Here is an 11,936-nt window from a genome sequence, read left to right as displayed (position 1 = left end):
GCCCGCCGGCTGTCATCCGTCCTTGCTGGGCGGTGGCTGGTCAGTGCCGCCAAAGATGATGCGTGCGGCGCGCTGGTAGCTCCAGTACGCCATGGCCCAGTTCACCAGCACCACGAAGCGGTTGCGGAAGCCGATCAGGAAATAGACGTGGGCGGCCAGCCAGAACCACCAGGCCACGATGCCGGAGAGCTTGAGCTTGCCGACATGCACGATGGCAGCCATGCGCCCGATCGTGGCCAGGTTGCCGAAGTCCTGGTAATGGAAGGCCGGCGCGGCCTGGCCGCGCTGGCGTGCGCGGATCGCCTTGGCGATGTGCTTGCCCATCTGTTTGGCCGCCGGGGCCACGCCGGGTACGGGCCGCCCGTCCTGTTGTACCGAGGCCAGATCACCACCGACGAAGATCTCCGGGTGGCCGGGCACGCTGAGGTCCGGTTCCACCAGCACGCGGCCGGCGCGGTCCAGCGGCACGCCCAGGGTGCGCGCCAACGGCGAGGCGGCCACGCCAGCGGCCCAGACCACGGTGCGCGCCGGCACGAAAGTGTCGCCCAACTGATAGCCGAACGCATCGATGTTGGTCACCGGCATGCCGGTGTGCACCTCCACGCCCAGGCGTTCGAGTTGCTTGCGCGCCTTGTCGGTGAGGTCGTCCGGGAAGGAAGGCAGCACGCGCGGCCCGGCCTCGACCAGGCGCACGCGGGCCTGCTGCGGGTCGATATGGCGGAACTCGTTCTTCAGCGTGTGGCGGGCGATTTCGGCCAACGTGCCGGCCAACTCGACCCCGGTCGGGCCGCCGCCAACCACCGCAAAACTCAACCAGGCCGCGCGCGCGGCCGGGTCGGATTCGGCTTCTGCGCGCTCGAAGGCGAGCAGCAATTTGCGGCGTAGCACCAGCGCGTCATACAGGGTCTTCAAACCGGGGGCGTGCTCGGCCCAGTGATCGTTGCCGAAATACGCGTGGGTGGCGCCCGTGGCCAACAGCAGCATGTCGTAGTTGACGGTGTTGCCGTCGGCGAGCACCACGGCGCGGCGGTCGGTGGCAATTTCGGCCACATCGCCAAGCAGCACTTCGACATTGCGCTGCTCGCGCAGGATGTGGCGCAGCGGCGCGGCGATGTCAGGCGCCGAGAGGCCGGCGGTGGCCACCTGGTACAGCAGCGGCTGGAACAGGTGGTGATTCTGGCGGTCGATCAGGGTGATGCGGATGTCCGGATCGGCGAGCGCGCGGGTTGCCCATAACCCGGCAAAACCGCCACCGACCACGACCAGATGCATCGGCGCTCGGGAGGGGGATGAGGTCATCGTCAGGTCCGATGGATCGCAACGTGGGCACGCAAGGATGCAACAGCGGCAATGAATGTGGCGCGTCGGGCAGGGCCCGCCTGCGGCATCATGTCGCATCTCGCTCACCTGGTCACCGTATGTCCACCTTGCCGCCGCCGTTGCCGCCGCTCGCATCACCACCTGCCGCCGTTGCGCCTGCGCGCGTTTCTCAGCGCAGCCCCGCGACCGTTGCGTTGCTGATCGTGCTGGGCGGTGTGATGACGTTCGGTGTGGTGGTGCTGGGCGTGATCGCCTGGATCGCGGTCGCCGGGTGGTCGATCTTTTCCGAGCAGGCCCAGGCCGCGCTGCAGGCCGACGCGGTGGTGCAGCAGCACATCGGGAAAATCGACACGATGAAGGTCGATGTGCTTGCTACTGGTGCGGCACCGGGTGGCGACGAATTCGTGTTCTCCGTCACCGGCGACCGCGGGCGTGGCAAGGTCAGTGCTACCTGGGTCAGTGACGGTGCCGAGCGCGAGATCCTGACCGAGGGCGTGCTGACCATGCACGATGGTCGCGAGTACACGCTGCCGGCGGAGCAGGCGTCCGACAGCGACAGCGAGACCGAAATCGAATCCGCCGAGTCTTTCGAGGAGCAGACATGGTCGACAACCCCGATAAACGCATCGCACTGCTGATCGATGCCGACAACGCGCCGGCCGGCAAGATCGATGTGGTGCTGGCGGAAGTGGCGCGCTACGGCGTGGCCAATGTGCGCCGCGCATATGGCAACTGGAAAAGCCCGCACTTGAAAAGCTGGGAGGCGGCATTGCACGAATACGCGATCCGCCCGATCCAGCAATTTGCCTACAGCTCCGGCAAGAATGCCTCGGACATGGCGATGGTGATCGATGCCATGGACCTGCTGTACGCGCGCAACCTGGACGGGTTTGCGATTGTTTCCAGCGATGCGGATTTCACCCCGCTGGTGATGCGCCTGCTCACCGACGGCATGAAGGTGTATGGCTTTGGCGAGAAGAAAACGCCGGCGCCGTTCGTCAATGCGTGTTCCAAATTCACCTATGTCGAAGCACTCGGCGAGCAGGCTGCCGCGGCCAGCGACACCGCCGCAGGCCGCAAGGATGCCACCGCGCTGCGCGGCGATACACGGCTGGTGCAGATGCTGCGCAACGCGATCGACAGTGCCTGCGAAGACGACGGTTGGGCGCATCTGGGGGCCGTCGGCAAGCAGGTGGCCAATCAGGCCTCTTTCGATCCGCGCAACTACGGCTACCGCAAGCTCAGCGATCTGGTGCGCGCCATCGGTCTGTTCGAGATCAAGCAGGACGAACAGGCGTTGTGGGTGCGCGATGTGCCCAAGGGCAATCGCCCCAAACAACCCCCTGCTGCTGCGGCCCCCGCGCCGGCCGCGGCCAAACGCGGGACGCGTGGTGCACGCAGTGCGCCGAAGCCAGTGGTGGAAAAATGACCGACGAACGCATGGCGACCGCACACGCGCCAGCGGGCGATGGCATCACGTTGTGGGGGCGGCGCAATTCCAGCAACGTCCGCAAGGTGCTGTGGTGCCTTGAAGAGGCGGGCGTGGCGTATACCTCGATCGAGGTGGGCGGCGCATTCGGCGGAAACGACACACCTGCGTACCGCGCATTGAATCCGAACGGGCTGGTGCCGGCGCTGCAGGATGGCGCGCTGGTGCTGTGGGAATCCAACGCGATCGTGCGCTATCTGGCGGCGCGTTACGCACCGGCGTTGTACCCGCACTCACCGGCCACGCGCGCGCTGGGCGACCGCTGGATGGACTGGACCACGTCGACCTTTGCCGGCGTGTTTCGTGATCTGTTCTGGGGCGTGGTGCGTACCCCGCAGGCCGAACGGGATGCCACACGGATTGCCACAGCGCTTCAACGCTCCGGCGAGCTGCTCGCAGTTGCCGACGCTGCGCTGGCACAGCAGCCGTATCTGTCCGGCGACGACTTTGCGATGGGTGACATTCCGTTGGGCAGCTTTATCTACGCGTGGTTCGAGATGCCAATCGAACGGCCCGAGTTGCCGCATCTGCACGCCTGGTATCAACGATTGCGTGCGCGGCCGGCTTACCAGCGTGGCGTGATGACGCCGCTGACTTGAGTTAGCAAGCGTACTGATCTTGAGCCGTTGAAGGTGCGAGGGGCCGAGCACCGTCAGATGCGTCGATATGATCCGAATGTTGCGGCACATTGGGATACGTATAGCGCCCGCGTTGGTAGGAGCGCACTGGCGCGCGATGGGGCATTACCGAGAAAGCTTCATCGCGCGCGAGCGCGCTCCTACCGGGCGTGTTTCTGTTTGCGGTCAGGCGGCTCGACAACGGACGTAATAAACGACCAATGCCCTTGCAACGCACTGGATGCTGCGACACATGGGGTACACGGTGTAGCAGCAGCTTTGGTAGGAGCGTGCTGGCGCGCGATCGGGCATTACTAGGAACGCTTCATCGCGCGCCAGCGCGCTCCTACCAAGCGCGCGTTCGTTTGCAGTCAGGCGCCTCGACACCTGCCTCAATACAGATCGATCGGGTCCACATCCAGCGACCAGCGCACCCGGCGCGCTTGCGGCAAGGTATGGATGGCCGGCATCTGCGCGTCCAGCACTCGATGCAGCGCAGAGCGTTGCGCTGCCGACAGCAGGAGTTGGGTGCGCTGGAAACCGGCGCGGCGTGGCATCGGCGCCGGCATCGGCCCGTAGCATTCCACCGGCGTGATGGCCGGCGAGGGGGCTGGTGTCTGCGCGCCGACCAGCGCGCGCACGGCGATCAGGAACTGATTGGCCGCGGCCACATCCTTGGCCTCGGCACGGAACAAGGCCAGATGCGCGAAGGGCGGGAAGCCGGCCGCTTCGCGCTGCTGCAGTTCGGCATCGGCAAACGCGTGGTAGCCGCCGTTGACCAGGGTCTGCAGCAACGGATGCTCGGGGTGATGGGTCTGCAACCACACCTCGCCGGGGCGGTCGGCGCGGCCGGCGCGGCCGGCGACCTGGATCAGTTGCTGGGCCAGCTTCTCGGCGGCGCGGAAGTCGGCGGAGAACAGGCCTTCGTCGATGCCGACCACCACCACCATGGTCAGGCGGGGCAAGTCGTGGCCCTTGGCCAGGATCTGGGTGCCGACCAGGATGCCGGCGTCGGTGCCGAGGCGGGCGAGCTGGGTTTCCAGCGCGTCGCGGCGCTGGGTGGTGCTGCGGTCGATGCGCACCACCGGCGCTTCCGGGAAGGCCTCGACCAGGCGCTCCTCCAGCCGCTCGGTGCCGATGCCCTGCGGCTGCAACGCCAGGCTGGCGCAGGCCGGGCAGGCCAGCGGCGCCGGTTGGCGCGCACCGCAGTGGTGGCATTGCAGGCGGCGGCCGCCGGCATGCACGGTCATCGGGGTCTGGTGCAGCGGCGTGCTGCAGCGTTGGCAGGCGGCGGTCCAGCCACAGTCATGGCACAGCAGCACCGGCGCATAGCCGCGCCGGTTCTTGAACACCAGCACCTGCTCTCCGCGCGCCAGGGTGGCGCCGATGCCGGCCAGCACCTCCGGCGACAGGCCGTCCTTGAGCGGGCGCTTGCGCACGTCGAGCACGCGCACGCGCGGCGGCCGTGCATCGCCGGCGCGGCGCGACAGCCGCAGATGCCGATAGCGGCCGCTGTAGGCGTTGTGCAGGCTTTCCAGCGACGGCGTTGCGCTGCCCAGGATCACTGGCACATCCAGCGCCTTGCCACGCACCAGGGCGAAGTCGCGTGCGTGATAGCGGATGCCGTCCTGTTGCTTGTAGCTGCCGTCGTGTTCCTCGTCGATCACGATCAGGCCGGCGTTAGGCAGCGGCGTAAACACCGCCGAGCGCGTGCCGACGATCAGCTTGGCTTCGCCACGCCAGGCCGCGGCCCACACCCGCGCGCGCTCGCCATCGGAGAGCCCGGAATGCAGCGCATGCACCGGCACGCCCAGGCGCGCGCGGAAGCGGCCCAGCGTCTGCGGGGTCAGGCCGATTTCCGGCACCAACACCAGCGCCTGCTTGCCGGCGGCCAGGCAATCGGCGATCGCCTGCAGGTAGACCTCGGTCTTGCCGCTGCCGGTGACGCCGTCGAGCAGATAGGTGGCAAAGCCGCTGCCGGCGCGGATGGCGTCGGTGGCCGCCTGCTGTTCGTCGTTGAGCTGCGGCCCGGTGCCCGGGCGCGCCGGCAGCGTGTCGGCGGCCACCGCCACGCGCTCGGCGTAGCCACGCTTGGCCAGGTTGCGGGCAGCCTCGCGCCACTGCGGCAGCTGCTGCTCCAGCGGCTCTTCGGCGAGCGGGCCGGCCAGCAGCAGCGCGGCCAGCAGGGCCGGGCGGCTACCGGCGCGCAGGCTGCCGGCACCGGTTTGGCCGGCCTCGGTGAGTTGCCAGGCCCAGGCATGGGTGTCGGCCAATGGTTCGCCCCGGCGCAGCGGGCCGGGCAGGGCGCTGGCCTGGGCCTCGCCCAGCGGGGCATGGGTGTAGCGGGCAAGCCAGTGCAACGAACGGGCCAGCTCATCGACCAGCAGCGGTGTGTCGTCGCACCAGTCCAGCGCCGCGCGCAGCCCCTCGGCCGACGGCTGCTGGCCGCGCTCGACAACCACCCCGACCAGCTCGCGCGGCCCAAACGGCACGCGCACCCGGCAGCCGACCCGGTCCGGACCGTCCACGTCGGTGTCTTGCGGGGGCAGGTAATCGAACAATTGCGGCAGCGGCACCGGCAGGGCGACGCGCAAGGTGGTGACTGGAGCGGACATCCGACCAGTCTAACGACCCTGTCCAGTGCCGGCAGCGGAGCGCACCGCGCAGCCCGGGGCGGCCTGTTCAGTTGCGGCAGCTTTCTGTGACCGAAGTGATAAATCCGACGTAAACCCATGTGAGGGTTGGAGAAACCGGCTTATCCACACTGCCTGTGGATAAGCCTGTGAATTAGTCTCGTGCTCCACGCCGTGAAGGCGGATTCACTAGCCTTGGCAACCCGTTGGACATTTTTTCGCCATCTGCCATAATTCGATAATTATCAAAGACTTAGGCGTGAAACAAGAATGCAGCACGGAAAAACCAACAGTTGACAGACGGCGGCGTATCGGCATGTCTGCCGCTGTGCACAACGTGCGTGGGCGGCGGCCACGGCAGGAGTAACGGTGTGTGGATCTGTCAAGCCATCGGCGGGGATCATTTGCGTCGGTATCATGCCGGCCGATGCTGGAGTTCTCATGACCGTAGTCCCCGACGCCCCCGTCACCCCCGCCGCGCTGTCAGCCTTTTTGCGCGGTGTCGAACGCCGGGGTCTGGTGCTGGCGCAGTTGCAATGCGGCGATGACGCCGCCGCCGAGCGGGCCCTGGCCGCCGCGCTGCGTGCCTTCAGTGGGCAAGCCGCCGGGCGGCCAATGGCAGGTTGGCCAATGCGCTTCTGGAGCCTGCTGGCGGCCGCGCCGCCGCTGCGGCGCGAGCCGATGCCCGGCACCTGGTTGCCACCCTTCAACGCCCTGGGCCGGATGCAGTCGGCTGACCGCCTGGCGCTGCTGCTGCGCATCGTCGGCGGGCTGCAGGAAGCCGACGCCAGCGAAGTGCAGGGCATGGAGACCCCCGCGTACCAGGCTGCGCTGGCGCGTGCCTGCCCCCGCGATGCGGCCGGTAACCCGGATGCGCAGGCCTGGCGGGCATTGGCCGAGGCCGCCCAGGCGGAATTGCGTGAGTTGAGCCCCGGCCAATTGAGCCGGCTCACCCAGCTGCGGGAGTCGGCCCTGGCCGGCATGCCGTTGCAGCCGGCCCAGGACGGCGCCTCCAGCCCGGCGGCATCGGCTCCCGCGCGCAGCGAACGGCCCGCTGATCGCCGCCCGCGCGCCCGTGCCGCACGCCGGCAATGGACGTGGCCACGCATCAACCGCCGCCATGCCGGCATCGCGCTGGCGCTTGTGGCGCTGGTGCTGTTGGTGGGAGCGCTCGGGTGGTGGTGGACGCATCGCCGCCCCGCCTTGCCGCCGGAGCCGGTGTCGCAGGCGCCCGCGGGCGTCCTGCACGTCACCGACGCAGCCCCGGTGCTGGTGGAGGAATTACCGGCCGCCAACCTTCCCGATGCCGTCGCTGCGCCCGGCCTGGATGCGCGCGACCAGGCAATGCTCGCCGACCCGGATCTGGAGCTGGCGCGCTCGGCCGACCTGTACGCCTGGTACGCCGCCGGGCACCCGGTGCCACCGGACGAATCCGGCGCCCACGCCACTGCGGCCGAACGTCCGTCGAGCGAACTGGAGACGGTCGATGACCAAAACTAAGTGGTGCGGCCTGTGGCTGGCTGTCATGGCCGGTGCCGCAGGGGCGCAGGTGCTGCCCGCGGCGCTGGACGAAACGCCGGCCAGCCCGGTGGCGACCCCGGCAGCGCCCGCCGCGCCGGCCCGGAGCATTCCCAGCGCTGCGCAGCAGCGTGCGCGATGGGATGCGCTGACGCCCGCCCAGCGCACCGAGCTGCGCGCCCGCTACGCGGCCTGGAAGGCACTGACCGCTACCGACAAGGTGGTCTTGCGGCAAGCGCGTGAGCGCCTGCAGGCGCTGCCGGACGATCAGCAGCGCGCGCTGCGCACGCAGTTCGGCGCCATGGACCGGCTGCATCGCGATGGCTGGCGCCTGGGCTCGCAGTTGGGCAACTTCTATCCGCAACTGCAGCCGCTGATCGGTTACGTGCCGGTCGCCCAGCGCGATGCGCTGCTCGGCGTCCTGCGCAGCCTGGATGCCGGTCAGCTGGAGCAACTGGCGGTGCTGGCGCAGCGCACCCCGCCGCAGGAACGCGATGCCTTGCGCGATGCCCTGCTTGCCGAGTCGGCGGCAACCCGGTCGACATGGCTGAAGCGCCAGCTGGCGCGCTGATTAGAGCGGGCCGCTCGTGGCGGCCGTAATCGCACTCGCGCGGTGAGCGCGTGGGCGTCAGGCAGCCCGCGTGCGGGGTCATCGGGCGTCGACCGACGCCGCCGGTACGGCTCCGCTGCCAGTGGCCTCCGAGGCGCGCGGTCCAGGCGCCTTCCCCGATTGATCAAACGCGCGTCTCACGCACTCCGCAGAAGTTGCAGCACCGCACCGTCACCCGCAGCGCCAAGCACTGACGACAGACGTCACCGCTTCGGTCAGCGACACGCTGACCACGCATGGCCCGCACCGCAACTGCAGGTAAGATAGCCGCCCCCACGCGACCCGGTGCCAGCGCCGCCAGGCACGGCCGTAGTCCGCGTGGCGATCGGTTCTGCAATGTCTGTCCCTCACTCCTCCCCGTCGGCAACGCCACGCTTTGCAGCGGAAGTGCGTACCACCGGCCTGCTCGCGCTGCCGCTGGTGCTCGGTCATGTCTCCACCGGCCTGATCGGCTTTGTCGACAACGTGATCGCCGGCCACCACGGCACCGCCACGCTGGCCGCGGTCACCATCGGCACCTCGTTGTTGTGGCTGCCGATGCTGGTGCCGATCGGCACATTGATCTCGCTCACCGCCTCGGTGTCGCAGTTGGTCGGTGCCGGGCGCGAACGCGAGATCGGCCCCTTGTTCCGCCAGGCGCTGTGGCTGTCGCTGGGCCTGGGCGCACTGATGTTTGGCTTTCTCACCGCGGTGCCGCCGTTGCTGCCTACCTTCGGGATCGCGCCGGACATCGTGCCCGGCGCCACCGACTTCCTGCACGCGGTGCGCTGGGGCGGGCCGGCGCTGACGTTCTACTTCTGCATGCGCTACCTCAGCGAAGGCATGCACTGGACGCTGCCGACCATGCTGCTGGGCTTTGGCGGGCTGCTGGTGCTGGCGCCGCTGGGCTACGTGCTGACCTATGGCAAGTTCGGCTTCGCCGAGCATGGTGCACAGGGGCTGGGCATGGCCTCGGCCATCACCATGTGGGTGCAGGCGATTGCCTTCGCGCTGTATCTGTGGCGCTCGCGGCGCTTTGCGCACCTGGAGTTGTTCACCCATCTTGAAGGCCCGCGCTGGCGGGCGATTGGCGAGCTGTTGCGCACCGGGTTGCCGATCGGCATCACCGTGTTGATGGAAGGTGGGCTGTTCATCGTCACCGCGTTGCTGATCGGGCGGCTGGGCTCCACCGAAGCGGCCGCGCACCAGATCGCGATCAACGTCTCGCAGCTGTGTTTCATGATCCCCATGGGCGTGGCCGAAGCCACCACCGTGCGCGTCGGCCATGCGGTGGGCCGTGGCGATCCGCTGGGCATGCGCCGCGCGGCCTGGGCCGGCTACGCCATCGTGCTGGGCACGCAGGCGGTGTCTGCCAGCATCCTGTTGCTCGGTCACGACGCCATCGTGGGCGTGTATACCAACGATGCCGCAGTAGCTGCGCTGGCATCGGTGCTGTTGTTGTTCGCGGCCACGTTCCAGTTTCCCGACGGCATCCAGGTGTTGTCGGCCGGCGCCTTGCGCGGGCTCAAGGACACGCGCGTGCCGATGTTCCTGGCGATGTTTTCGTACTGGGGCTTAGGCATGCCGCTCGGTGCCGGGCTCGGCCTGGGGCTGGGCTGGGGGCCGCAAGGCATGTGGATCGGGCTGATCCTGGGCCTGACCGCCGCCGCGATCCTGATGGGCTTGCGCTTCCGCCAGACCAGCCGGCGGCTGACTGCCGGTGCGGCACCCTGACTTCCTGCGCATGCCCTGCACCGCGCGCAGCCGGTATGCTGGGCGCAACGATCGATCCATCGCGTCTTTCCGACGGAGTTTTCCATGAACCACCCCGTGCGTCGCAATCCCATCGCCACGTTTTTTGTCGGCCTGTGGGATGTGATGAATTTCACCCGACGCCTGATTTTCAACCTGGTGTTCTTCGGCTTCCTGTTCCTGTTGCTGCTGCTGTTCGTGGTGGCGATCGCCCGTGGCGATGGCACCAAACCGCTGGCTGCGCGCACCACCTTGGTGATCGCACCGGAAGGCACCCTGGTGGAGCAGTTCAGTGCGGATCCGGTGAGCCGTTCGCTGGCCAAGGCGGTCGGTGACAAGAGCGCCGAAGAAGTGCAGCTGCGTGACCTGGTGCGGGTGATCGAGGCCGCCGGGAAGGACAGCAAGATCGAGCGGGTGCTGTTGAACCTGGACAAGCTGCAGCCGTCCGGTTTCGCCTCCCAGCGCGAGGTGGCCAAGGCGTTGCAGGGGCTGCGCGCGTCCGGCAAGCAGATCGTCGCCTTCAGCGAAAGCATGAGCCAGGGCCAGTACCTGCTGGCCGCGCAGGCCAACGAGGTCTATCTCGACCCGATGGGCAGCGTGTTGCTCGAAGGCCTGGGGCGCTACCGGCAGTATTTCCGCGAGGGCCTGCAGGACAAGCTGGGCGTGGACGTGCATCTGTTCCGCGTGGGTGAATACAAGTCCGCCGCCGAGCCATACATCCTGGATGCGGCCTCCGCCGACGCCAAGGAAGCGGACCTGTTCTGGATGAACGATGTGTGGCAGCGCTACCTGGCCGACGTGGCCACCGCACGCAAGCTGTCGCCGGCGCAGCTGGCGGCCGGCATCGACACGCTGCCGGAAGGCGTCACCGCCGCCGGTGGCGATCTGGCCAAGTTCGCCCTGCAGCAGAAGCTGGTGGACGGGCTGAAGACGCGCGAGCAGGTCGACTCGCTGCTGACCGAACGCGGCGTGGCCGACAACGATGCCGATGGCGGCTTCCGCAGCATCGATTTCGGCAGCTATCTCACCCAGTTGCAGGCCCAGCATTCGCCGATGGACAGCCGCCCGCAGGTGGCCGTGGTGGTGGCTGCGGGCGAGATCAGTGGCGGCGAGCAGCCGGCCGGGCGCATCGGTGGCGAATCCACTGCCGCGTTGCTGCGCCAGGCGCGGGACGACGAGGAAATCAAGGCGGTGGTGCTGCGCGTGGATTCGCCCGGTGGCGAGGTGTTTGCCTCCGAGCAGATCCGCCGCGAAGTGGTCGCGCTGAAGCAGGCCGGCAAGCCGGTGGTGGTGTCGATGGGCGACCTGGCTGCGTCGGGCGGGTACTGGATCAGCATGAATGCCGATCGCATCTATGCAGATCCGTCGACCATCAGCGGCTCGATCGGCATCTTCGGCATGGTGCCCAACCTCACCCGCGCGCTGGACAAGATCGGCGTGCATACCGATGGCGTGGGCACCACGCGTTTTGCCGGCGCCTTCGACATCACCCGCCCGCTGGACCCGGCCGCCGGCCAGGTCATCCAGGCGGTGATCAACAAGGGCTATGCCGACTTCACCGGCAAGGTGGCGCAGGCGCGGCACCAGTCGGTGGAGGCCATCGACAAGGTTGCCCGTGGCCGCGTCTGGAGCGGTGCGCAGGCCAAGGACCATGGTCTGGTGGACGCGTTCGGCGGCATGCAGGAAGCGGTGGCCGATGCGGCATCGCGCGCCAAGCTGAGCAAGGGCAAGTTCCGCGTGCGCTACGTGGAAAAGGCCGCCACGCCGTTCTCGCAGTTCATGAGCGGGTTTGCGGGCAGCCGCCTGGGCGCGTGGATGCTGAGCGACTCGGGCATGGCGCGTGCGCTGCTGGCACGCTCGCTGCCGGAAGTGGACACCCAGCTGCGCTTCGTCGAAGACGCCGTGCACGACAGCAAGGCGGGCGGCACGCCGGTCAAGGCGCTGGCGTATTGCTTCTGCGGGTTCTGATGCCGCCTCCCCTCGAGGGAGGCAGTCATGACAACGCCGGCTTCGCGCCG

General features: G+C 68.3%; 9 protein-coding genes. 7 read left to right on the top strand and 2 right to left on the bottom strand.

Going from position 1 to position 11,936, the window contains the following annotated elements; translation table 11 throughout:
* Window positions 1–12: 12 nt before the first annotated feature.
* Window positions 13–1,299: an NAD(P)/FAD-dependent oxidoreductase gene (locus ACCQ09_RS19470; RefSeq protein WP_057673449.1), complete on the bottom strand. Its 1,287-nt coding sequence runs from the start codon at window positions 1,297–1,299 to the stop codon at window positions 13–15.
* Between the two features lie 119 nt (window positions 1,300–1,418).
* Here ACCQ09_RS19470 and ACCQ09_RS19465 point away from each other — a divergent pair, with 119 nt between their 5' ends.
* The 3 genes from ACCQ09_RS19465 to ACCQ09_RS19455 are packed head-to-tail and all read left to right on the top strand — an operon-like array spanning window position 1,419 to window position 3,408.
* Window positions 1,419–1,958, top strand: a complete 540-nt coding sequence (locus ACCQ09_RS19465; protein ID WP_011038850.1) for a hypothetical protein — start codon at window positions 1,419–1,421, stop codon at window positions 1,956–1,958.
* Window positions 1,922–2,749: an NYN domain-containing protein gene (locus ACCQ09_RS19460; protein WP_040941933.1), complete on the top strand. Its 828-nt coding sequence runs from the start codon at window positions 1,922–1,924 to the stop codon at window positions 2,747–2,749. The genes ACCQ09_RS19465 and ACCQ09_RS19460 overlap by 37 nt, the downstream gene beginning before the upstream one ends.
* Window positions 2,746–3,408 (top strand): glutathione S-transferase family protein, encoded by a 663-nt coding sequence (locus ACCQ09_RS19455; RefSeq protein WP_040941932.1) that lies wholly within the window; start codon window positions 2,746–2,748, stop codon window positions 3,406–3,408. The genes ACCQ09_RS19460 and ACCQ09_RS19455 overlap by 4 nt, the downstream gene beginning before the upstream one ends.
* A 410-nt stretch (window positions 3,409–3,818) precedes the next feature.
* Here ACCQ09_RS19455 and ACCQ09_RS19450 read toward each other — a convergent pair whose 3' ends face one another.
* Window positions 3,819–6,041: a primosomal protein N' gene (locus ACCQ09_RS19450; RefSeq protein ID WP_228428201.1), complete on the bottom strand. Its 2,223-nt coding sequence runs from the start codon at window positions 6,039–6,041 to the stop codon at window positions 3,819–3,821.
* Window positions 6,042–6,500: 459 nt separating this feature from the next.
* On the opposite strand from ACCQ09_RS19450, the gene ACCQ09_RS19445 reads away from it, so the two are divergent.
* The 4 genes from ACCQ09_RS19445 (at window position 6,501) to sppA (ending at window position 11,886) form a co-directional block, all read left to right on the top strand.
* On the top strand, window positions 6,501–7,559 hold the full coding sequence (locus ACCQ09_RS19445; protein WP_011038846.1) for a hypothetical protein: 1,059 nt from the start codon (window positions 6,501–6,503) through the stop codon (window positions 7,557–7,559).
* A complete protein-coding gene (locus ACCQ09_RS19440; protein ID WP_016944240.1) occupies window positions 7,546–8,148 on the top strand; it encodes a DUF3106 domain-containing protein in 603 nt (200 codons plus the stop codon). The genes ACCQ09_RS19445 and ACCQ09_RS19440 overlap by 14 nt, the downstream gene beginning before the upstream one ends.
* 375 nt (window positions 8,149–8,523) lie before the next feature.
* Window positions 8,524–9,900, top strand: coding sequence for an MATE family efflux transporter (locus ACCQ09_RS19435; RefSeq protein WP_011038844.1), 1,377 nt, complete (start codon window positions 8,524–8,526; stop codon window positions 9,898–9,900).
* An 84-nt stretch (window positions 9,901–9,984) separates the two neighbouring features.
* The gene (gene sppA / locus ACCQ09_RS19430; protein WP_011038843.1) at window positions 9,985–11,886 is read left to right on the top strand and encodes a signal peptide peptidase SppA; all 1,902 of its coding nucleotides are present in this window, start codon (window positions 9,985–9,987) and stop codon (window positions 11,884–11,886) included.
* The last annotated feature ends 50 nt before the right edge of the window (window positions 11,887–11,936 follow it).

It is taken from the genome of Xanthomonas sp. NCPPB 2586 (assembly GCF_041475775.2).
GTDB lineage: Bacteria > Pseudomonadota > Gammaproteobacteria > Xanthomonadales > Xanthomonadaceae > Xanthomonas > Xanthomonas campestris.
Note: the sequence above shows the minus strand (reverse complement) of the source record. Positions and strands in the feature narration are given on the sequence as shown.